Origin of the sequence: Nitritalea halalkaliphila LW7 (assembly GCF_000265075.1) — a bacterium.
Taxonomy (GTDB): Bacteria; Bacteroidota; Bacteroidia; order Cytophagales; family Cyclobacteriaceae; genus Nitritalea; species Nitritalea halalkaliphila.
Window position 1 is genome coordinate 13,763 of the sequence record NZ_AJYA01000030.1, and the last position, 22,285, is coordinate 36,047.

Sequence of the window (22,285 nt, forward strand, 5' to 3'; positions counted from 1 at the left end):
GGATGTTCTAATTTTATTCGTTAGCGACTTAGTAGTAGCGTAGCTCTTCCGTTCTTTCGATGTGCCAAGCGAGCTCGGGCATATTGAGGCTGTTGCGGATTCCTTGATCGCGGAGCTGTTTTTTCTGGGCCAGTTGCTGGCGAATTTGGGTGTAGCGTAGCTCTGGGCTTTCCTCTTGACCGTTTACTTTTCGCGGCTGGATGATTTTATTGGTGTGGGCCAGGGCCAAAGCCTCCAGCAGTTCGCGGTGGTAGCGGTCATTGGCATCCATATACGCTTCATAGGCGACCGTAAAGCGCTTGGCTAAGCTGACGAGGTTTCCCGCCTGTGCATGAAATGCCTTCAGGCCCTCTTCGCGCTGTAGGAGCAAGGCATAGTTTACGGTTCCTGCCGGTCCGCGGTACTTATTTTCTATCTGAGTGAAAAAGGTTTCCATCTGAAGGGGATTGAAGATGGTCATGCAGCGGTTCAGATAGTCGTCGATGCTCTCGGAATCCTTTCTTTCCGGCAGCTTCAGCCCCAGTTTTTGTGCGTCTTGTGTGAGGCGAAGGCTGAGCTCTGCTTGGATTTTTTCTACCTGTTCGATCCGGTTGCTTTGTGAGGCGGCATGGCTGGCATTAGCGCGGTCCAGCGCCGAGAAGTAATGGAGGTAGCGCATGAGCTCCGTCTCCAGTTGCTGTAGTTTAGAGAAATCCGGTTTTTTTTCCGTCATCATGGAGGTGTAGGCCACATTCAGTAGGGCGTTAGAGGCGGCTACTGCTTGAGACACGAAGGGGAGTGCAGCGGTAATGGGGCTTTGAATTAGGGATCCACTGACAGCGAGGAAGCGGTCGATTTTAGCTTTAGACTCGAAAACACCATGTTGTTTTATGGTAGTCATGAGTACTTCTTCGAAGGAAAATCCGAGGGGGCTGGCTTCCATGCTTCCGAGTGACAAGATGAAGCTTTGGTACTCTTGATCGGTGAGCCGGGACTTGAGGTGGATGGTTTGATCGCTTAGTTTTCGGAAGAGGGCGACCTCTTGTTTGATACCTGATTTCAGGAGGGCATAGCGGGTTTCATCGGAGATATTTTTATCTCGGATGAGTTCTTGGAGGCTTTTGCTGGTGAGGTCGAGGTTTTGGTGGAGGGTTTCATTTTCTCGCTGCAAGAGTTCGAGTTGGCTGCTGAGTTTGCGCATTTCGAGCAGCATTTCTTGTCGGTTTTCCTGCCGATTTTCTTGTTGGAGTTCCTGCTGTGCGAGGGCAGCGGAAAGGGGGCTCAGGCAGGTGATGAGCAGAAGGGTACGTAAAGCGCTGTGCATAGTGAAAAGGGTTAAATCCTGATCGGGCGCAGGGCAAAAAGTGGGCTAGATTTTTTGTTTTTTGGCCGGAGGCCAAAGTATTTTTATACTTTACCTTTAGCCCACTTTGGTCGACTGTTTGTGGATGTGCTTGTTTGAAAAAAGGGAGTGACGTTTAAAGCTGTCTATATTCGGTGGGGCTTTTTCCAGTAAATTTTTTAAAGAATCGCGAAAAGTAGGCAGGGTCTTCAAATTTTAATTTATAGCTAATTTCTGCGATAGTGTAATCGGTCTGTTCCAGGTAGCGTACAGCTTCGCTAATTATGTATTCGTGGATGACTTGTATAGGTGATTTAGAAGCTACGTCTTGGCAGACCCTATTTAGATGCACGCTGGATATTCCGAGGGTATTCGCTAGGGAGGCTACGGTCAATTTTTTATCGGCATTTTCGCCTTTAAAAAGTCGATTGCTGTAGAAGCTTTTTATTTGCGTCACGAAGGCTCTGAAGAGTTTGATATTGGTTTTAACGACTTGGAAAGTGCTGTGTTTGTTTTCAAGGATCATGCGGTAAAATTCTACAAAAAGTATGGAAACGTACGATTTTATCGCTAGGGGTTTACCGTCGTATTCGACGAGTAATTCATTATTTACACGTTTAAATAGGCGTGACATTAAGCCGAATCGTTCGTTATTCCAGCTGCTATAGATGACGCGTGGTTTTTCTATTTCCAGGAGGATTTGGGGTTGAGGGTTTAAGATGACATCGATAAATTCTTCAGACAGCGTTAAAACCATTCCTTTTATATCTGGTGTAAAAAGGTATCCATGCAGGGTATTTGCGGGCATGGCGATGAGGCAGGGCTCGGTAATATACTGCTTGGTAGGTCCGCAGATAAATTCGAAGTTACCTTCTTCGATGATGACGAACTGATAGAGTCTATTATGAAGGTGTGGTTTGATTACCCAGTCATGATTTCGACTGCGTGCTTCTATGGATTCGCAGTGGATAAACTCTGGGATGATTTCCTGTGTCGTTTCGCCGTAAAGTACGTAATTATCAATTTTCTTCATGAGCGGGGAAGTTAAAAGTCCAAGTTATTTTTTTAGGTGCTCTCTCTTTTTATTTCATTGGGATTTCCTTTTGGAGTCCTTTTATKGATTTTWAWGTACAGGTTTTTGTGGGGTTTGTTTAAGGGGAGTTCTTTCTTTCGGGTTTATGTTTTTTTATTTTGATTAGGGGCATGTTATAAAAGTACAAGCATTTTTTTAAAATCAATAGATAGAAGCCGAAAAATGGAGGGATATTGCAGAGAATTCTTCAACAACCCAAAACGACATGAACCAAGGCATCGAGCAGTGTCCTTATCACAAGGAATTAAACGCAGCATACCAACCATTTGACCTTACGGACCCATTTCCCTTTTATAAGGAAGTCAGGGAGAAGTGTCCCATTTTTTTCAGTGAGGAACTAGGCTATTATGTGGTTTCTCGCTATGAAGATGTAAAGGCCATTTTTGGCAACTGGCAGGCTTTCAGTTCTGAGAATGCTCAGAGTCCGTTTAAGCCGATTGCGCCGAAGGCGAAGGCCTAATGGATGCAGCGGGTTTAGTTGGCTTATCGGGTTTATCGGGGAGAATACCTCCCGACCATACACGTATTCGGCGAATCGTGAGTATGGCGTTTAATCTTGCTCGGATTAAAAAGTTAGAGCCAGAGATACGTAAGCTAGCGATTCGGATGATAGAAGAGTTAAAAGCAGGTAAGCGACATGCTGAGCTTATCGCTGAACTGGCGTATGACCTTCCTGCGCTTGTTATTTTTAAGTTACTAGGTGTTCCAGATAGTGACGTGGCACAGGTTAAGAGCTGGGCAGAGAGCCGTTTGCTGCTTACGTGGGGGGATTTAGATGAGGAAGCCCAGATGCTGCATGCAGAGAATATGGTTCGATACTGGAACTACTGTCAGAAGCTCGTCAGTGATAGGAAGGAAAGCGTACAAGATGACCTACCGGGCGATTTAGTAGCCCTGCAGGCTGAGGGGCATGAGATTACCGATCGTGAGATAGCAGCTATATGCTATAGTCAGCTATTTGCGGGGCATGAGACGACCACCTCTTTAATCGGTAATGGCATTCGGGAGTTACTGGTACATCCTGAAAGCTGGGAGGCCATTAAGGAAGACAAGACCCGTATTCCAAAGGCCGTAGACGAAGTGCTGCGCTACTCTCCTTCCATTTTATCCTGGAGGCGGAAATGTAAAATCGCCTCAGAAGTAGGCGGCGTAATGATTCCAGAAGGGGCGAATATCCTACTTGTGATGGGGTCAGGTAACCGAGATGAGGAGGTTTTTGAAAATGGCGAAAGCTTTGACATTACACGTAAAAATGCGGGGACGCACCTGTCTTTTGGTAGTGGAATCCATTTTTGTTTGGGCTCACCGTTAGCTAAGTTAGAGTTTAAGGTGGTGCTCGAAGAACTGACAACTCGAATTCCGACACTTCAATTAACACCAAATCAAACATTCACATTTGCGCCGAATACGTCCTTTAGAGCTCCACAAGCCCTTCAGGTACAATGGTAAACCTTTAATTAAATTAACATGAAACCCACTTACAGCCTGTTTTTTAAAGAAGCTAAGGCCGAGCAACTAGAAAGTCTCGGAGGGAAAGGAAAGAGCTTGGCCAGTATGTCCCAAGCAAATCTACCGGTGCCGCAAGGTTTCTGTGTAACTACAGATGCTTTTGTCGCTTTTATTCAGGACTTGATGACTGCCAAGGGGCTTTTTTCGGCTTTGGCGAAGTTAGATACGAAAAATATGCCAGCCTTAGACAAGCTGTCTGCAGAAATTAGGAGTCAGATTTTGAATAAATCGATTGCGGCTGATATTCAGCAAGACATTCTGGGCAGCTATCGTCGCTTATGTGCGATGTACGATAAAACGGGGGATCTTCCGGTGGCTGTTCGGTCTTCAGCTACTGCCGAAGATCTTCCAGATGCGAGTTTTGCAGGTCAGCAAGACACCTATTTGTGGGTCGTGGGAGAGGAGGAGGTTTTAAGTCATATTAAAATGTGCTGGGCCTCTCTCTACACGAGTCGTGCGATTGCCTATCGAAAGGATCACAATATTCCTGAAGAGGAGGTACAAATGAGTGTGGTCGTACAGAAAATGGTAAACGCTCGGGTAGCGGGTGTGACGATGACTTTAAACCCTACGAATGGGGATAGAACGAAGGTTGCAATTGAGGCTTCCTATGGCTTAGGGGAAAGTGTGGTTTCGGGTACGGTTACTCCAGACAACTACCTTATGGATAAAGTGATTTTTGAGCTTGTGGAATCTTCTATTCATGAGAAAAAGACTGCATTACTTCCCGACGTGGAGAATAGGTGTGTAGTCGAAGTAGAGGTGGATGCGGAAAAGGCTTTGGAGGCTTGTCTGACGCGTGAGGAGCTTATTTTCATTAGTAAGATTGCTAAAAAAATCGAAAAGCATTATGGGTGTCCGCAGGACATAGAATGGGCATTAGATGCTGATGCAGAAGGTGAAGAGGCGTTCACGCTACTTCAAAGCCGTCCAGAGACCGTGTGGTCAAATAAAAAATCGGAGACTAAAAAGCAGTATATGTCGGGTATGCAGGGGCTAGTAGGTTCTCTGATTAATCCTTTAAGCGCAAAAAAATAACCCAATCAATAAATACCATTATGACCGATAAGAAGAAAAAATTTGTCAGCCCTTACGCGCACAGTGCACCCAAAGGGTCTGAAGGGTGGAAAGAATTATACCCTTATTTCCTAGTTTTTCAGGAGCAGTTAAAGGAGCAAGAGGAGGAGAAATTCTTTTTTTGTGACTCTCAGCACTGGCCGAATGTATTCAAGCCATTCGATGCCATGACCGTGGAGTTCGCTGTAAAATGTCTTTCCCAGTATAATTCCAGACACTATGTAATTCCTCCTGCAAATGGAGTGGATTTTAAAATTCATAACGGGTACTGCTACATGAGTCCTGTGGCTGTGGATCCTGAGCTTATTGAAGGTCGTGTTCCTGAATTTATGGAGCGAGCAGGCTATTATTTCCAAAACTGGAACGAACTATTAGATAACTGGCATAAAAAAGTAAAACGCGTCATCGACGACATGGAGGCGATACATTTTGAGCCCTTACCTGATCGCGTAGATTTACAGTGGATAAAAGATGGTGTTGGCCTAGACCCCACTTTTCAGTTAATTAATAATTACAATAAGCTGATTTCACTTTGTTACGAAACCTGGCAGTACCACTTTGAATTTTTGAATTTAGGTTATGCGGCTTACTTGGATTTCTTTGGTTTCTGTAAGGAGGTGTTTCCTGGAATTCCCGATTTATCTGTGGCCAAGATGGTTCAGGGTATCGATGTGGATTTATTCCGGCCGGATGATGAGTTGAAAAAACTGGCAAAACTTGCTGTCACTTTAAATTTAACAGATTGTTTCGATAAGAAGGACGTGCAGGAAGCTTTACACTGCATCTCATTAGCGGAAAATGGGGGTGAGTGGTTACAGGCATGGGAAAAGGCGAAACATCCGTGGTTTAATTATACCTCGGGTAATGGGTTTTACTCTTCCGATAAATACTGGATCGAGCACTTAGATATTCCTTATGGGTATTTAAAAAATTACGTAGAAAAACTACAGCGAGGAGAAGAGATAGACCGGCCTACAGAAGCATTAGAGGCCGAACGCGACCGTATCACTACTGAGTATGCAGCGTCCTTGGATGAAGAAGCCCGGGCTATTTTTGAAGGCAAGCTAGGTCTGGCACGCGTAGTGTTTCCTTATGTAGAGAATCATAACTTTTATATCGAGCACTGGGCGATGGGGGTATTCTGGAGAAAAACCCGCGAACTCAGTCGCATGCTCAAAGAGCAAGGTTTCTGGCATCAGGAATCCGATATGTACTATTTCCGTAGAGAGGAAATCCTTCAGGTATTATTTGATTATGGCAATAGCTGGGCGGTAGGTGTTCCTTCCGTTGGGCCGGCAGTCTTGCAGGATGAGATTAACCGCAGAAAGAAAATTGTAGATGCTTTGGCTACAGCACCACCGCAGCCAGCCTTTAATAATCCTCCTAAAGTGGTCACCGAACCATTTACTATTATGCTTTGGGGGATCACTACTGAAGCTGTGGAGTCATGGCTAGGAGGAGATGAAAAATCTGGGCATATGAAGGGCATGGCTGCTTCCCCAGGATTGGTGGAAGGATATGCCCGCATCATCAACGATGCTTCTGAATTAGACCAGCTTCAGCAGGGAGAGATTCTCGTGACGCGTGTGACAGCGCCGAGTTGGGCCCCAGTGTTTAACAAGATCGTGGCTACTGTTACAGATATCGGCGGAATGATGTCCCATGCAGCGATTGTGTGTAGAGAGTACGGTCTGCCAGCGGTGACAGGAACAGGTTCGGCTTCTACCCAAATCAAAACGGGTATGAAAATCCGGGTTGACGGAGGTAAAGGTACAGTGGAGATTTTGGAGGAATTAGTAGAAGCATGATGCTACACGCCTTACATCGTCCTGCATACGAGGCTATTTTCCGAGCGGCAGATAAGTATATGCGCGTGCGTAAAAACGATGTGCATATACCGCTCTCCTATCGCTTCGCTTTAGAGCTTTTGGAACATTATCCAGAAGTGGACCAGGCAGTGGTTGCAGCGGCCATTATTCTCCATGATATCGGCTGGTATGCCATCGATGAAGAGGAAATCTTCGAAAAGGGATTTAGTGGGACTGATATCCTCACCTCGGATGTGCGCTTCCTGCATGAGTCTGAAGGAGTGAAATATGCCAAACCTTTATTGGCAAGTTTGGGCTACGATAAGGAATTCATTGAAAAGGTCTGCACCATCATCGATGGGCATGATACGCGCAAGTTTGCCAAATCCAAAGAGGATGAAATCGTTCGAGATGCCGATAAGTTATGGAGGTTCGCAGTCACTGGAGTAAGCGTGGCTTGCGATTGGTTTAAGATGACCCCGGTACAGTATGCTCAGCGTTTAGAAGATACGAATTTAGAGCAGCTGCACCTACCGGAATCTTTGGCGATAGCCAAAAGAGAATTAACTGCCACAAGAGCTCTGTTGCTCGCACATGTATTGTAAGACATGAAAAATTATATCAACGGTGAATGGATAGCCTTCAGTCAAGAGGAAATGGACGTACTCAATCCGGTTGACGGCAGTTTACTGGATAGCGTATGCCGATCTGGATTGGAGGATGTGGAGGCTGCGGTGAATGCAGCTGCCCTAGCCTTTGAAACTTGGAAAAAGACACCCATGCAAGAGCGGGTGCAACTTCAAAAGAAATTGGCTGCCTCCATCCGTAAGCACAGTGCATCTATCGGGCGAAAACTTTCTCTAGAGTTAGGCAGGCCCTTAACGGCCTGCGTGCACGAAGTCAATCGGAGTGCAGAGCTTTTAGATTATTATGCTGAAGAGGCACTACGCATGAAGGGTTATTTTCCCTTGACGAATGTGGAAGGAGAGAAAGTGCTGGTCACCAGAGAGCCTTTAGGTGTGGTAGTTTCGATTACTCCTTTTAATTACCCCATTACCCTGCTGACATTTAAAATGGGCGCGGCCTTAGTCATGGGATGCACTCTGGTGAGTAAGCCATCAGAGGATACTCCGCTGAGCACTTTGGCTTTAGCCACCTGCTTCGAGGAGGCAGGATATCCCAAAGGGGTTTTTAATGTTCTGACTGGCTATGGGAAAGAAATCGGCGATGCTTTAGTCTCTCATCCACAGGTAGCGAAAATCGCTTTCACAGGCGGCACTTCCACGGGCGCACATATCGCGGGAGTAGCGGCTAAAACACATAAAAGAATCACCTTAGAGCTTGGTGGTCAGTCCCCGGCTATTCTTTGTGCAGATGCTGATTTGGACATGGCCGTTCCGGCAATTGTGAAGCATGGCTTTGCGAACACGGGGCAGTTTTGTTATCGGGTGAACCGTGTTTATGTACACGAAAGTCTTTATGAGGCATGCTGCCAAAAATTGAAGGAAGCGACAGAAAAGCTGACGTTAGGTGCTGGGATCGAGGACAACTGTGATTTAGGGCCCATGGTCAATGAGAAAATCTATGCGAATGCTTTCCAGCAGATTGTAGATGCTCGGAACAAAGGCGCTCGGGTTCTAACGGGAGGGAAACGTAGAAAAGGAGAAAACTATGACAGAGGTTATTTCCTAGAGCCTACGCTTATAGCTGAGGCAAGTGCTGAGATGAAAATCATGCGCGAAGAAACCTTCGGACCCGTGATCGGTTTAGCTAGCTTTTCGGATGAGGCAGTAGCGTTACGAGAAGCGAATGCTTCACCGTATGGATTAGCGGCTTATGTTTTCAGCCATAACATCGGCAGAGGACTACGGATTGCAGAGCAGCTACAGGCGGGTTCTGTTTGGGTAAATAACATCCAACGTTCCTATCATTCGGTGCCTTTTGGAGGCATGAGGCAGAGTGGAATCGGGCGGGAAAAAGGTATTCACGGCTTGGAAGCCTATACCGAATTGAAAACCATTTACCTGAATTACTGACATGGAAATTCTTCAAGAAAATCATGTCGCCATTTGGGAAGACGCCAAGAAATTTCTGACCATCCGGGATAACGATGTGCATACACTTCATTCTTACCAATTGGTGAAATTACTCCTTGATTGGAATGCCGATGCTGATAAAGAAGTGTGCCTGTTAGCAATGATGCTGCACGATACCGGATGGAGCAAAATTCCGGAAGACAAAATATTAAAGGCCTTTGGTCCCAATAATCAATATCCGGAACTGACCCGTGCGCATGAAGTATATGGAATGGAAATAGCCTCAGGCTCTTGGAAAAACATGGTTACTCTGCGGGATTCATTGCCCAAGTGACAGCCATTATTGATGGGCATGACACCACTGCGGAAGCTAGGTCTTTGGAAGATTCCATTGTGAAGGATGCCGATAAATTGTGGAGGTATACCCCTCACGGTGTCACTACCATCGGTAAGTGGTTTGAAATTGGGAAAACAGAAGTCTTGGACATTTTGGATGGGCATGTCTTACCTAAATTACTTACCAAAGAAGGGAAATGGCTGGCCAAGTCTTTCTTGGAAGTAGCCTACACGGAACTGAATGCAGCTACATTAATCAAGCAGTAATGGATTTAAATTTTAAAGGAAAAACGGTCATTATCACAGGAGCGGCTATCGGTCTGGGCAAAGCCTTTGCGGAAGCCTTTGTTCAAAAAGGAGCTCAGGTGGCCATTTGTGATATCAATTTACAGGCAGCCCAAGAAACTGCTCTGGAATTAGGGCCGTCGGCTGTAGCCTATGCTATGGATGTAGGAAATGCCATTCAGGTAGAAGAGGTGGTGGCCACCATCCACCAGAGTTTTGGCTCCATAGATGTGCTGATAAATAATGCAGCGATGTATGGCAACTTAAGCCGTGCTCCATTTTATGAAATTTCAGAAAAGGAATGGGACGTAGTGATGCAGGTGAACATTAAGGGACCTTGGTTACTGGCGAAGGCCTGCTTCCCCTACATGAAGGATAAAGGAGGCAAAATCGTTAATATCAGTTCTGCCACCTTTATGTCAGGTTCACCTAATTGGTCCCATTATGTGAGTTCCAAAGGAGCAGTTATCGGGCTTACCCGAACGCTTGCCAAAGAATGCGGACCATTCAATATCAATGTCAATGCAGTAGCACCAGGGTTCACGCTAACAGAGGCCAGTCTTTCCATCATGGAAAATGCCGCTACGTACGGAGTGGATAGGGGGAGCATTAAAAGAAGCTCGAGCTCAGAAGATATAGTGGGTACCGTGCTTTACCTAAGCAGTGCCTTATCTGATTACGTAACAGGCCAAACTATCGTCGTAGACGGAGGAAAACAATTCATTTAACACTAAAAATCATTGCCACATGGAAACCATCTCCAAACAGAAGTTCCAGTTTAACCCCTATAGCCCGGTTATGGACGCCGATCCTTTTCCATTTTATAAAACACTGAGGGACCAGTATCCTTGTTTCTGGTCAGAAGATGTGAACATGTGGATTTTATCGCGCTACGATGATATCAAGCGTGCGGGTACGGAGTGGGAAACCTTTTCTTCGAGCGAAGGCAATCTGGTGGATGAGCTTCCGGGCAGGTCCGGTTCAACTCTAGGTACTACTGACCCACCACGTCATGATCGCTTACGGAAGCTTATACAATCTGCTTTTGCCAAAAATAATTTGATGCACCTGATGGAGCCCACCCGAGTGCTTGTAAAAGAGGTACTTGATAAAGTGCTTGAAATGGGGTCATTCGATTTTGTGCAAGACTTTTCCAGTCAAATTACGGTGGGTACCTTATTTGCCATGATGGGCTTACCGGATGAAGACCATCATGAAGTAAGGCGAAATGTGATTTTATCCATTCAGTCTGATCAGGAGACCAGGCAGAAAGGTCCCGAGCACATCGCTGGTTTTAAGTTTTTAACCAGCTACGTAGAGGATATCGTGCGTCAGCGTCGAGCGGAGCCTAAAGATGACTTAATATCTCGGTTAATTTTAGCGGAGATCGATGGCGATCATTTAGAAGAAGCAGAAATCATCATGACCTCTGCCACGATTATATTGGCGGGTGTGGAATCGCTTTCCAGTTTCTTGTCCATGATGGCCTACAACATGGCAACCTTCCCGGATGCACGTAGGAGAATCGCCGCTGATGTGAGCTTGATGCCAAAAGCTATCGAGGAAACACTACGTTTTAATACGTCTGCACAGCGTTTCAAACGTGTCCTGACACGAGATTTAGAGCTGCATGGTCAGCAGATGAAAAAAGGGGATTTTGTGATGCTTTGTTACGGGTCTGCCAATAGAGACGAGCGTTTCTTCAGAAATCCCGACGTGTATGATCTGGAAAGAAATACAAGAGGCATTTGGGATTCGGAGGTGGCGTGCATCTGTGCTTAGGAAATATGTTCGCCCGGATGATTACCACGATTGCGATGGGTGAGTTTTTCACCAAAATACCTGAATACTATATCAGTGTGGAAGAGTTGGATTGGAATCCATCTACCACCTTCCGCTCACCGGTCAAATTACCTTTGACCATTGGAAAATAAACACATTTAAATTTTATCAATATGCCACAGATTACTTACATCGATTCAGACGGAAACAAGCACCAAGTAGAACTGCCTTTGGGCGCTACGATTATGGAAGGTGCGGTTCAAAACGACATTAAAGGAATAATCGCCGAGTGCGGAGGTTCCTGTATGTGTGCCACTTGTCATTGCTACATCGGCGAGAAATACCTTGACAAACTCCCCGAAATGGAGGAGGAAGAAGATGAAATGTTGGAGGGAGCGGTAGCTCCAAGAACGGAAAGAAGCCGCTTGGGCTGTCAGGTTCGCATCAGCAATGCCTTAGATGGTCTGGTCGTAGAAATTCCGCAAGAACAATAAGCACATCAGTGGAGGTAGTAAGTAAATGCTTCTGCCTCTGCTAGTCCCCAACATACCACCCAATTCCAACCCCATGAAGAAAAATGTCATCATTATCGGTGCCGGCCACGCGGGCATTCAGGCTGCTGCTTCCCTACGCGAAGAGGGTTTTGAAGGGTCTATCTGTATTTTTTCAGAAGATGCGGATTTTCCCTATCAGAAACCACCACTCTCTAAAGGCTATTTGGATGGATCCCAGCAAAAGAACAGCATCATGTTTCGCTCTGAAGCTTGGTATGAAAACAATCAGGTGGAGTTGAAATTGGGTGAGCTTGTGGTAAAAGTAGATATTTCACAAAAGACAGTGCATGCAACTTCTGGGGAATATGCATTTGATTTCTTGGTGTTTGCTACGGGTGCATACAACAGAGAATTGCCAATTCCTATCAAGGGGACAGACCAACCGCTTTACCTGCGGACCATGAAAGATGCTGATTGCCTGAAAGAAGCACTTGACCAAGAAGGTGTACAGGATATTTTGGTGATTGGAGGAGGTTTTATCGGTTTGGAAGTCGCAGCCTATGCGGCCAAATCTGGGAAAAAAGTAACCGTAGTGGAATACCAGCCTCGCCTGATGCAGCGGGTACTTCCGCCCATGTTAAGTGAGCATTTTGCAGCCAAACACCAAGCCTATGGAGTGGATCTTCGGATGGGGGTTGGGGTGCAAGACCTGACCCAGGATTCCAAATGGCTAGCTTCTTTGAGCACAGGAGAATCAGTTACCGCAGACCAAGTTATTGTAGGAATCGGGGTTTTACCCTCACAGGTACTTGCACAAGAAGCAGGTATTCGATGCAGCAATGGCATAGAGGTCAATGCATACTGTGAAACGTCTGTGGCTGGAATTTATGCCATCGGAGATTGTGCTTTGCATCCCAATCCTTTTGCCAAGGGACAGATGGTTCGCTTGGAGTCTGTACAAAATGCTGTAGATCAGGCAAAAGTCATTGCTTCTACCATTTGTGGGAAACCTTCAAGCTACCATCAGTGCCTTGGTTTTGGACGCACCAATATAACCTCAAATTACAAATGGCCGGTTTATCCGAAGGCTATGACCAATTCATCGTCCGAGGAGATGTGAAAGGGGATAAGTTTTCGGTCTTCTATTTCAAGAATCAACAATTGATAGCAGTAGACTCTATCAACAAACCCGCAGACCATTTGCAGGCCAGAAAATGGATTCAGACTTCTTACACGCCCGACCTTGAAAAACTGGCGGACGATTCCATTAAATTAAATGAGTGTTGATATGCAGGCGATTCAGTTAGGGGACACCACTATTCATTTCGCTTTCAATAAAGGAGATAAAGACCTGACCTTGGTGTTTATCAATTCCTTGGGTACGGACTTCCGTATTTGGGATGCCGTGATTGATGGCTTAGGCACCGAATTTGGCACACTTAGATTTGACAAAAGAGGCCATGGACTTAGCAGTTTGGGAGCTGTTGAAAAAGGCAGTATTTCTACCTATGCAACTGATGCGATGGGCCTGTGTGAAGCCTTGGGTTTGCATAAAATAGTCCTAGTTGGCTTGTCTATTGGGGGTTTGATTAGCTTGGATATTTACCAGCGTTACTCCGAAAGAATTGCAGGAATTGTCTTTATGGACACTGCTCCAAAAATTGGAACTGCGGAAGCTTGGAACAATCGCATACAAGCCATTTCCACGAAAGGAATGCAAGCGGTAGCTTCTTCGATATTAACTAACTGGTTTTCAATAAGTTTTCAGGAGCAACAGCCAGCAGCATTTGCTTTGTACCAAGCCATGTTAGAACGAGCGGATGTTTTGGGGTATATGATTGCCTGTGAAGCAATTCGGGACGCAGATTATACTGAAACCGCTCAAGCTATTACTATTCCGGTCATCTGTATGGTAGGCGAAGAGGATAAGTCCACTCCTGTTGCATTGGTTCAAGCCTTTGCCCAATTGATGAACTGCTCCTTAATTTCAATTCCCAATTCAGGTCATTTGCCTTGCGTGGATAGCCCCGAGCGTACTACAGCAATTTTACATGATTTTATTTCAGCATTATGAATTCAACAGATAAGCACCAAGAGGGCATGCAAACCCGCAAATCAGTATTGGGCGAAGTCCATGTTGCCAAAGCGGAAGCTGCAAAGACTTCCTTTGATGAAGGTTTCCAGCGATTTATCACAGAATCCGCTTGGGGTACGGTCTGGTCTTCTGAGCACTTGACCAAGCGGGAACGCAGCATGATAACCATAGCCCTATTGGCAGGTCTTGGACATGAGGAGGAATTGATTCTGCATTTCAAAGCAACCCAGCAAACGGGAGCAAGTCTGGAAGATATCCGAGAAGTATTGATGCATGTAGCCATTTATGCGGGTGTGCCAGCCGCCAATACTGCCTTTCGAATAGCCAAACAAGTCTTTAACCTTTAACAGCACGCATATGGATACTACTCAAAACCAACGTGATTGGACTAGCCATCCGCCCTGATAGCTCCGGCCTATAAATCCACCATTTTCAGAGGACCTTCTCAAAACCTGATTACCGTACCCGAATCGATGAAACCGAGTTCCGGCCCCATCTTCGATTTGGAGTCTGTGGCTCCTCTCGATCATGACTTGACCAAGAATGGCATCAAAAACGGTGAGCCACTTGGAGAGCGGATTGTCGTCAGTGGAAGGGTTTTAAATGAAAACGGCCAGCCCATAAAAAATACGCTTATCGAAGTATGGCAGGCGAACGCTGCTGGAAGGTATGTGCATAAGCGTGACCAGCATGATGCGCCATTAGATCCTAATTTTTTCGGAGCAGGTAGATGTGTGACGAATGAAGAAGGCATTTTTAAGTTTTACACCATCAAGCCAGGTGCCTACCCTTGGGGAAATCATCCCAACGCCTGGAGACCTAACCACATCCATTTCAGTGTATTCGGACCCAATATCGGTACGCGCTTAGTAACTCAGATGTATTTTCCCGGAGACCCCTTGTTGGATTACGATCCCATTTACCTGGCTGTTCCCGAAAAAGCACGTCAGCGTTTGATTTCAACATTTGACCTAAGCTTGACCGAAGAAGGTTTTGCCTTGGGTTACCAATTTGACATCGTGTTAAGAGGCCATCATTCAACCCCTTTTGAAAATGAATAAGCTAGGACAAACCCCATCACAGACGGTAGGGCCCTATTTTGCCTATGGTCTGACACCGGAGCAATACAAATTTGACCATAAAAGTTTGGCTACTCCCGTGTTATTGGATGCCAACAAGAATACACAGGATTTAATTATTCTCCGTGGTAAAGTCTACGACTTACATGGGGAGGCCGTGGATGATGCGATGATTGAAATCTGGCAAGTGGACCAGAAAGGTGAATTCCAAACAAAACCACACCAAGGCTTTTTCTCCATTGGAAGGATGGGGACAGGTACCATAGAAGGAAATTGGTTTGAATTTACCACTTGCATTCCGGCAGCGGAAAAGCCTGGTCAGGCACCTACTATTCACATGATTGTCTTTATGCGAGGGCTGTTGAGTCATGTGTATACCCGTGTGTATTTCGAGGAGTTCAAAGAACTCAATCAAGAAGACCCTTATTTGAAGTTGGTGGCAGAAGAAAGAAGAAACACTTTGATTACCAAAAAGGTACAGGATAGCCCTGTCAAGATATATGAGTTCAATCTTCACATGCAGGGAGAAAAAGAAACGGTGTTTTTTGATTATTGATATGCAAGCAAAGATACAAACATTGCAAGAGGCCATTGCCACCCATCTGTTTGATGGGGCAACGGTGGCTATGGAGGGATTTACCCACCTGATTCCCTTTGCCGCAGGCCATGAGATTATCCGTCAGGGATTCAAAAACTTGGAATTGGTTCGGATGACTCCGGATATGATTTATGACCAATTAATTGGGGCAGGATGTGTTCGTAAATTAAGATTCTCCTGGGGAGGAAACCCGGGGGTGGGATCTTTGTACCGCTTGCGGGAAGCTATTGAAAAAGGCTATCCACAACCCTTGGAAGTCGATGAACATTCTCATGCGGCCATGGCAGCAGCTTATGCAGCCGGAGCATCAGGTATGCCATGTGCCATTTTCAAAGGTTATTATGGGGCAGATTTGGAGAAAGTCAATCCTTCCATCAAGACACTTGCCTGTCCATTTACTGGAGAACGATTGGTAGCAGTACCGGCCATTCGACCTGATGTTACCATCATCCATGCCCAAAAAGCCTCCAAAAAAGGGGACGTTTCCTTGGAAGGAATTGTGGGTGTGCAAAAGGAGGCTGTCCTTGCTGCCAAAGCTGCCATCGTCACTGTGGAGGAAATTGTGGATGAGTTACAGCCTTCAAGCCCGAATGCCGTGATTTTACCTTCCTGGACAGTCAGTGCGGTGGTACATGTACCCGGTGGTGCCAAACCTAGTTATGCGCACGGATATTATAGCCGAGACAATAAAGCGTACATCGCTTGGGAAGCGATTTCTAAGGACCGAGAAAAATTTAATGAGTGGCTACAGGAGTTAAAATCAACAGACTATGCAGTATAATTCAACAGAATTGATGACCGTGGTGGCATCCCGGATTTTAAAGAATTCCGATGTATGCTTTGTTGGAATTGGGCTTCCTTCAGCGGCCTGTAATTTGGCGAGGCTTACCCACGCACCAGATATCACCTTGATTTACGAATCCGGTACTATTCAAACCAAACCGGATGTGTTGCCGCTTTCCATCGGCGACGGGGAACTGTGTGAGACAGCCCTGACTACCGTATCTGTTCCCGAGATGTTTAGCTATTGGTTGCAGGGAGGAAGGATTACCGTAGGATTCCTAGGAGGGGCTCAAATTGATAAGTTTGGTAATATCAATACCACCGTGGTAGGGGATTATCACAAACCCAAGGTTCGCCTTCCCGGTGGAGGGGGGGCTCCGGAAATTGCTGCATTTTGTCATACGATTTATGTGATTATGAAGCAATCTCCTCGTGCTTTTGTGGACAAAGTGGATTTCATCACCTCTTTTGGCCATGGAGATGGTCCCGGTCAGCGAAAGGCGATGGGACTTAACACAAGTGGCCCATCCAAAATCATTACCGACTTGTGCATTATGGAGACAGAAGAGGCGACGGGTGAATTTATTGTCACATCCATACACCCGGGAGTAGCTAGGGAAACTATCCAAGAAAATACTGGGTGGAAGATTCGATTTGCGGGAGAAGTAGCCACTACCGATGCCCCGACACTTCAAGAACTGGAGGCATTGAGAGTATTGAACGAAAAAACCAAAATGGCCCATCAGGCTAAAATACCATGCAGGAAGTTTTTATTTGCGCGTTTAAGCGCAGTCCCATCGGACGCTATGGGGGGAGTTTGTCAGGGGTAAGGCCGGATGATTTGGCGGCAGCAGTTATTAAAGGTACACTAGCTACCCTTTCCCATGTGGACACAGAAGCAATTGACGATGTGATTTTCGGATGTGCCAATCAGGCCGGTGAAGATAATCGTAGTGTGGCCCGCATGGCCTCTTTGTTGGCTGGATTGCCGACCTCCATTCCTGGAGGAACAGTCAATAGGCTTTGCGGTTCTGGAATGGATGCCGTCCTTACAGCCTCCCGCATGATTAAGTCTGGTGATGCTGATTTAATTTTGGCAGGAGGGGTAGAAAGCATGTCACGGGCACCATTTATCATCCCGAAAGCGGATGCAGCTTTTTCCCGAAAAATGAGTATTGAAGATAGTACCTTGGGGTATCGCTTTATCAACCTGTGTTGGATTCCTTGTATGGTTCGGATAGCATGCCGGAGACGGCGGAAAATGTGGCCGAAATGTATCATATCAAGCGGGAAGACCAAGACCGTTTTGCGTTTGCTTCTCAGGAAAAATGTGCTGCTGCCCAGCAATCGGGAAGGTTTGCTCAGGAGATTCTCCCCATGGAAGTGAAGGTGGGGAAAAATAAGGTGCTTTTTGACCAAGACGAGCACCCACGAGCAGGGACAAGTTTGGAAAAATTGGGTACGCTTCCGGTGCTTTTTAGGAAAAATGGAACAGTAACCGCTGGTAATGCCTCTGGAATCAATGATGGTGCTGCCTGTCTGGTGTTGGCATCTGAAAAAGCCATAAAAAAGTATCAACTGGAGCCCATTGTCCGGGTAATTACGGGTGCTGTAGCAGGGGTTCCTCCAAGAATTATGGGTATAGGACCTGTACCTGCTACACAAAAACTGTGGGCAAGAACAGGGCTTTCGGATAAAGATTTTGATTTGTATGAATTCAATGAGGCTTTCGCTGCACAGGCTTTGGCATGTTTGCAGGAATTAGGGATTGCCTACGATGACCCTCGAGTAAATGTGAACGGTGGAGCGATCGCTCTTGGGCACCCACTGGGCATGTCGGGAGCTCGGATTACGGGTACTTTGGCACTCGAAATGCAGGCCAGAAAAGCCAAAAGAGGCTTGGCTACTATGTGTATAGGAGTAGGGCAGGGTATCAGTATTGCATTGGAATTGGTTTGACTTATTGGGGAGCCGAATGTGAATGTCTCTGTGGCAGGATGATTTACAGGTCCCATGGACTATAGCTCCCTTCTTTTTACTTAACTTGAAGGCATGATTGACCGAAAGATTTTCAGCACTTACTGGGGGTACCCTCAGGTGAACGCACATGTTAGTGATGTAAGTTTTCTTCACGCGCTTTTGAGATACGAATCATGTCTAGCTTCCTGTCAATCCAGTTTAGGGATTATTCCAAACGAGGCTGCCCAAGCCATCCAGGAGGCTGTGAATCGAGTGAGGGTAGATGAGGGCTTGATTCAACAGGTGGATACTTCCACGGCGGAAAACGGAATTCCTACCATCGCAGTAGTTGAGGCCATAAAAGAGCAGCTGGACCAAAGCTATCATCCATTTTTACATGTAGGGGTCACTTCTCAAGATTTGATTGATACTGCGCACATCCTTGTACTGCAGCAACTGACCAAAGACTTTCAGCAGCTATTTTCTGGAAATTTTCAATCCTTGGTAAGGTCTTGGTTGAAGCAAAGTGATTGGGTATGTATGGCACGAACCCGACAGCAACAGGCATTGCCGGTAACTTTTGGATATAAACTCTACCATTGGTTTACGCCATTAATGGATAGTTTGGCTATGCTCGGACAACTCCGGTTTCCAGTTTCTCTGGGTGGACCTGTGGGGGATATGCGGGCATTTGGTGCGCAAGGAAAAGAGCTGATAGCAAAATTGGCAGAAGCCCTCGGTTTGGATGATTTTGGCACCGTTTGGCATCAAAACAGGCAGCCGGTTTTTACCATCATCAATGCCTATGAACTCGTTTTGATGCAATTGAGGAAAATCCTTCAGGATTGGATTTTCTTAGCTAACTCAGAGATTGGGGAGCTTCGTTTGTTGTCCAAAGGCAAGAGCTCGGCCATGGCCCATAAAAACAATCCCGTGCAGCTCGAGCAGGCGATGGTATTGGTCAGTATTGCTTTAGACAGCATTCAAAACCTTAAAAGCCATGCAGTCTTTACATCTGAGCGGGATGGGGTGAGTTGGACTTTGGAATGGTATTATTTATTTGCCTTGGATAGTCAGCTTCAATTGGCAGCGCATGGCTTTTTAAAAACGATGCATGTGATGGATTGGCAAAAAGAAGCCATGGAAAAGCATGCCTCTCCATTTCAGCATCAGGTGCAGGATGCAGCTTTAAGCGAGGGCTTTAGAAAAGCGTTGGAGAAGTTACTATTATCCAGAGAGAACTGATTTTCTACTGCTGGTTTTTTGGGTTTTTTTAAGCTAGTAACAGGTAATTTCTATTTCCCCACCTCCCCGTACAGACGTACCAGTTTTTCTGTATCTGCGATATTCTTGTTGAGGACTTTTGGAAGTAGAAAGAAGCTAAGGAATAATAGCGCCATAACAGCGACGACCAAACCTAAATACAGCTGCCCAAAAATAGTATCAATTATAGACTCCGACTGGTTCAGGAATATGCGGCCTTGTAGGCAGATTTGTATGCCTAAGTTGAAATAGACAAATAAGGTATTCTGCGCCTTGTAGGAAGCATATCCCTTATATCGGGAATGGTATTTCATGTAAATGAAAAACATAGCAACCAAAGGGATGACCAAAGCCACAATCATGAGGATATACCAAGTTTTCAGGTCTGGGACCAAAAGGGAAACTTGGTACATGGCTACCGCAATACCAACGGGGATGATGATTTTCTTACTGCTAAAGGTGGCTTTGATTTCCTCCCAGTAATAGCGGGTAAATTTTTTTTCTATCATCTTGAGGTAGGACTCCTCCAAACTCGAAAAGCCGAATATCCCAAAGGATGCATGCACTTTGGTAAAGGCAGCTTCTAAGCTGAGTTTGGGGTCTTGTGTCATCAGCTCTTCCACCTTACAAGCCACATGGTCCAAAATCTCGTATTGCACATCGATATAGGGATACCCTTTGCGAGAGATCATCTTTTTGAGTTGCTCGATTTGGTCTTTACTTAGTTTCATACAAGCAAGGCTTAAGTTTGGTTTGATAGACTTTTAAGAGTGCTCTGTTTGCTAGGAGTAACATAAATAACATGGCTGTAGTGGTAGCAGGGTTTGTGGTAAGGACATTGAAAACGCTTTCAAAATCGTTTAACTGCTTGATAGTAAAAAGAAAAATCCCCCATCCAAATAGGTGGGCAGTAATCAGTACATTGAATGCGTCTCTTCTGCTACTGTATAGTCCTTTTCCTTTCAGTTCAGGAGTCCTCTCTCCAAAGGTATCTTTCGTATGGTATATCCATGCATTAAAAAGAATAGGGAGTATGACCAAAAGTAGACAGAACGGGATGATAATGAAATCTTGATTTAAATAGGTGTAACAGATTGCTATAGACAGTCCGAAAAGTAAAAGTATGCTCAAGAGGTTGGTTTGCTTTAAAGAAAAAGTACTCTTGAGAAAACAAGAAGCAAACACTAAACTAAGCGCATTCTCATGTTTAAATCTGATTTTGAACAGCTTCCATCCGGTCCAGTTTTCTTTTTCTTTTACCCAAAAGGTATGGACATCCTCAGTTCCTGATGCTTCATAGGCGCATAGGATATGATCCAGCATTTCAATATACAATTCCTCGCTATGGATCGGGAGTTGGGTTGTTTTTTCTTCTAAGTATTGAATGTCTTTCGGAGATATTTTCATTACCATCAATTTTTAAATTTTAGACTGTATCTCTTGATAAATCTGCTCTGTTTTGGCCTTGTCTTTATAGTTGATGATCGTGGTTTCCCCAGACCTGCTGATGATAACGAGAAAGGGCCCCGACGAAGCGTGCACGAGTAAGTGGGCTTTGCCAATATCTTCTACACGGAAAGTTCCTTTTTTGATTTGGCCCAGGCCCAAGCCATTGGTACGTGCTAGTACTCTTGGAATCCGATCTGTTAAGGCGATAGAATCAATTTCTGAGAATTTTAACTCTGTGCCATAAGAACCGGAAAAGGCAACTGATTCCTGCTTCATCTCATGTTTGGCGGGAATGATGCCATAGATTACGCTAAGCAAAGCTCCTATTAAGATGAGAGCGGTAAACAGAACTTTAAACTTGGAATTAACAAACTTCTCTTGGTTATGATCAAATTGCCTTCCTTTTACCACCATGATGATGGCTCCTAGTACAATGACTACCGGAGCAAAATAGTCCGATAAGGTTGGTTGATTAATTGCTTTCAATAAAATATGACCTACTACCACTAAAAAGCCCATAGCCAGAAAAGTATTGCGCATAAAGGTCGATAAGCCCTCTATATCTATATTTTCCTGTTGACGCTTGGACATGGTATTGTATCCCGAAATTAACTTAGGGAAGGCCTTCACCAAAAAACCGAAGCTGATTAACATTATTCCAATTAGTGTGATCATTGGCTTCTTTTATTCTTAGGTTTTAATCAATTTTAGCGTTTTCAAATTGATAGAGGTGAAAGTCACCCAACAGAAGGCCAGTAAAAGCATGCTCAATGAGAGCAAAAGATAGGGAGTTATAGAAGCGTACGAAGTGTTTTCTAAGAGTTTTGGGAGTAGCTGGGCTAATAAATTGGTGATCCCAAAGATGAAAACATGAGAACCAAAGAAATGATGGGCCAAGATATATCTTGGTTTATGAGCGTCGCGAGCTAAAGACCAGCTAAATCCATATTTGGTTTTATTAAAATAAATGGAAAAGCCTACCAAAGAAAAAAGTACAAAGACAGAGACGAGGTATGTACCTTCTGGGCCAGTCAAAAGAAAAACAGGAATAAATAGTAGACCCACGAACAATAGTGTGCCTAGTTCTTTCCAGCCTAAGGTCCAGATTTTGTAGCTTGAGCGGGCGGTGCGTAAAAACTCCTTCCAAGCTGATTTTTCTAATGCTTTTTCCATGTCCTTGATAACGGACCAGGAAAAAGTATCGTCCAGTTCTTCTTTCTTTTGTAAAAACGCTTCTTCTGGAAGTTGTTCCAAAGCGGTGATGTAATGGTCTAATAACTCATCATAGATTTCTTGATACGCAATCAAGCAACGATCG

The 22,285-nt window shown here is 45.2% G+C and carries 26 protein-coding genes and 2 pseudogenes; 22 read left to right on the top strand and 6 right to left on the bottom strand.

Going from position 1 to position 22,285, the window contains the following annotated elements:
• Positions 1-28: 28 nt before the first annotated feature.
• Positions 29-1,303, bottom strand: coding sequence for a hypothetical protein (locus tag A3SI_RS10825; protein WP_009055838.1), 1,275 nt, complete (start codon positions 1,301-1,303; stop codon positions 29-31).
• A 154-nt stretch (positions 1,304-1,457) separates the two neighbouring features.
• Positions 1,458-2,354: a helix-turn-helix domain-containing protein gene (locus A3SI_RS10830; RefSeq protein ID WP_009055839.1), complete on the bottom strand. Its 897-nt coding sequence runs from the start codon at positions 2,352-2,354 to the stop codon at positions 1,458-1,460.
• A 265-nt stretch (positions 2,355-2,619) separates the two neighbouring features.
• Between A3SI_RS10830 and A3SI_RS20835 the strand changes: the two genes are divergently transcribed.
• The 22 genes and pseudogenes from A3SI_RS20835 to A3SI_RS10920 all read left to right on the top strand — a co-directional run bounded on the left by A3SI_RS20835 (position 2,620) and on the right by A3SI_RS10920 (position 19,500).
• Positions 2,620-2,874: a cytochrome P450 gene (locus tag A3SI_RS20835; protein ID WP_238531720.1), complete on the top strand. Its 255-nt coding sequence runs from the start codon at positions 2,620-2,622 to the stop codon at positions 2,872-2,874.
• Positions 2,874-3,863 (top strand): cytochrome P450, encoded by a 990-nt coding sequence (locus A3SI_RS10835; protein ID WP_238531721.1) that lies wholly within the window; start codon positions 2,874-2,876, stop codon positions 3,861-3,863. The genes A3SI_RS20835 and A3SI_RS10835 overlap by 1 nt, the downstream gene beginning before the upstream one ends.
• 18 nt (positions 3,864-3,881) lie before the next feature.
• Complete coding sequence (locus A3SI_RS10840; RefSeq protein WP_009055841.1) at positions 3,882-4,961, top strand: PEP/pyruvate-binding domain-containing protein; 1,080 nt, start codon at positions 3,882-3,884, stop codon at positions 4,959-4,961.
• A gap of 20 nt (positions 4,962-4,981) precedes the next feature.
• The gene (locus A3SI_RS10845; RefSeq protein WP_009055842.1) at positions 4,982-6,808 is read left to right on the top strand and encodes a PEP-utilizing enzyme; all 1,827 of its coding nucleotides are present in this window, start codon (positions 4,982-4,984) and stop codon (positions 6,806-6,808) included.
• On the top strand, positions 6,805-7,413 hold the full coding sequence (locus A3SI_RS10850) for an HD domain-containing protein (protein WP_238531722.1): 609 nt from the start codon (positions 6,805-6,807) through the stop codon (positions 7,411-7,413). The genes A3SI_RS10845 and A3SI_RS10850 overlap by 4 nt, the downstream gene beginning before the upstream one ends.
• A gap of 3 nt (positions 7,414-7,416) precedes the next feature.
• Entirely contained in the window at positions 7,417-8,844 is a 1,428-nt protein-coding gene (locus A3SI_RS10855) for an aldehyde dehydrogenase family protein (protein ID WP_009055844.1), read from the top strand.
• A 1-nt stretch (position 8,845) separates the two neighbouring features.
• Positions 8,846-9,178, top strand: a complete 333-nt coding sequence (locus A3SI_RS20840; protein ID WP_238531723.1) for an HD domain-containing protein — start codon at positions 8,846-8,848, stop codon at positions 9,176-9,178.
• Positions 9,175-9,447 carry a hypothetical protein gene (locus A3SI_RS20845; protein WP_238531724.1) on the top strand — a complete coding sequence of 91 codons (273 nt, stop codon included), beginning with the start codon at positions 9,175-9,177 and terminating at the stop codon, positions 9,445-9,447. The genes A3SI_RS20840 and A3SI_RS20845 overlap by 4 nt, the downstream gene beginning before the upstream one ends.
• Complete coding sequence (locus tag A3SI_RS10865) at positions 9,447-10,193, top strand: SDR family NAD(P)-dependent oxidoreductase (RefSeq protein WP_009055846.1); 747 nt, start codon at positions 9,447-9,449, stop codon at positions 10,191-10,193. Before A3SI_RS20845 ends, A3SI_RS10865 begins: the two co-directional genes overlap by 1 nt.
• Positions 10,194-10,338: 145 nt before the next feature.
• A pseudogene (locus A3SI_RS10870) lies at positions 10,339-11,399 on the top strand (cytochrome P450).
• 21 nt (positions 11,400-11,420) lie between these two features.
• Positions 11,421-11,741: a 2Fe-2S iron-sulfur cluster-binding protein gene (locus tag A3SI_RS10875; protein WP_009055848.1), complete on the top strand. Its 321-nt coding sequence runs from the start codon at positions 11,421-11,423 to the stop codon at positions 11,739-11,741.
• 73 nt (positions 11,742-11,814) lie between these two features.
• Positions 11,815-12,861, top strand: a complete 1,047-nt coding sequence (locus A3SI_RS10880) for an NAD(P)/FAD-dependent oxidoreductase (RefSeq protein ID WP_009055850.1) — start codon at positions 11,815-11,817, stop codon at positions 12,859-12,861.
• Positions 12,810-13,028: an oxidoreductase C-terminal domain-containing protein gene (locus tag A3SI_RS20850; RefSeq protein ID WP_083836498.1), complete on the top strand. Its 219-nt coding sequence runs from the start codon at positions 12,810-12,812 to the stop codon at positions 13,026-13,028. Before A3SI_RS10880 ends, A3SI_RS20850 begins: the two co-directional genes overlap by 52 nt.
• Entirely contained in the window at positions 13,018-13,815 is a 798-nt protein-coding gene (pcaD, locus tag A3SI_RS10885; protein WP_238531725.1) for a 3-oxoadipate enol-lactonase, read from the top strand. Before A3SI_RS20850 ends, pcaD begins: the two co-directional genes overlap by 11 nt.
• Entirely contained in the window at positions 13,812-14,183 is a 372-nt protein-coding gene (pcaC, locus tag A3SI_RS10890) for a 4-carboxymuconolactone decarboxylase (protein WP_009055855.1), read from the top strand. Before pcaD ends, pcaC begins: the two co-directional genes overlap by 4 nt.
• 81 nt (positions 14,184-14,264) lie before the next feature.
• Entirely contained in the window at positions 14,265-14,897 is a 633-nt protein-coding gene (gene pcaH / locus A3SI_RS10895; RefSeq protein ID WP_449406407.1) for a protocatechuate 3,4-dioxygenase subunit beta, read from the top strand.
• Positions 14,890-15,471 carry a protocatechuate 3,4-dioxygenase subunit alpha gene (gene pcaG, locus A3SI_RS10900; RefSeq protein ID WP_009055857.1) on the top strand — a complete coding sequence of 194 codons (582 nt, stop codon included), beginning with the start codon at positions 14,890-14,892 and terminating at the stop codon, positions 15,469-15,471. Before pcaH ends, pcaG begins: the two co-directional genes overlap by 8 nt.
• Positions 15,461-16,294: a CoA transferase subunit A gene (locus tag A3SI_RS10905; RefSeq protein ID WP_009055858.1), complete on the top strand. Its 834-nt coding sequence runs from the start codon at positions 15,461-15,463 to the stop codon at positions 16,292-16,294. The genes pcaG and A3SI_RS10905 overlap by 11 nt, the downstream gene beginning before the upstream one ends.
• Positions 16,284-17,126: a CoA-transferase subunit beta gene (locus A3SI_RS10910; protein ID WP_009055859.1), complete on the top strand. Its 843-nt coding sequence runs from the start codon at positions 16,284-16,286 to the stop codon at positions 17,124-17,126. Before A3SI_RS10905 ends, A3SI_RS10910 begins: the two co-directional genes overlap by 11 nt.
• Positions 17,054-17,377 (top strand): annotated as a pseudogene (locus A3SI_RS23555) (thiolase family protein); the annotation flags it as partial. The gene A3SI_RS10910 and the pseudogene A3SI_RS23555, both read left to right, overlap by 73 nt.
• Before the next feature lie 131 nt (positions 17,378-17,508).
• Complete coding sequence (locus A3SI_RS23560) at positions 17,509-18,255, top strand: acetyl-CoA C-acyltransferase (protein ID WP_009055860.1); 747 nt, start codon at positions 17,509-17,511, stop codon at positions 18,253-18,255.
• Positions 18,256-18,348: 93 nt separating this feature from the next.
• Positions 18,349-19,500, top strand: a complete 1,152-nt coding sequence (locus A3SI_RS10920; RefSeq protein ID WP_009055861.1) for a lyase family protein — start codon at positions 18,349-18,351, stop codon at positions 19,498-19,500.
• A 50-nt stretch (positions 19,501-19,550) separates the two neighbouring features.
• Here A3SI_RS10920 and A3SI_RS10925 read toward each other — a convergent pair whose 3' ends face one another.
• From A3SI_RS10925 to A3SI_RS10940, 4 genes are read right to left on the bottom strand one after another with little or no spacing between them, the layout of a single operon-like run.
• Complete coding sequence (locus A3SI_RS10925; RefSeq protein ID WP_009055862.1) at positions 19,551-20,249, bottom strand: hypothetical protein; 699 nt, start codon at positions 20,247-20,249, stop codon at positions 19,551-19,553.
• A complete protein-coding gene (locus A3SI_RS10930) occupies positions 20,236-20,925 on the bottom strand; it encodes a hypothetical protein (protein WP_009055863.1) in 690 nt (229 codons plus the stop codon). Before A3SI_RS10930 ends, A3SI_RS10925 begins: the two co-directional genes overlap by 14 nt.
• 12 nt (positions 20,926-20,937) lie before the next feature.
• Entirely contained in the window at positions 20,938-21,642 is a 705-nt protein-coding gene (locus A3SI_RS10935; protein WP_009055864.1) for a DUF3784 domain-containing protein, read from the bottom strand.
• 15 nt (positions 21,643-21,657) lie between these two features.
• Complete coding sequence (locus tag A3SI_RS10940) at positions 21,658-22,275, bottom strand: hypothetical protein (protein WP_156810274.1); 618 nt, start codon at positions 22,273-22,275, stop codon at positions 21,658-21,660.
• Positions 22,276-22,285 lie beyond the last annotated feature (10 nt).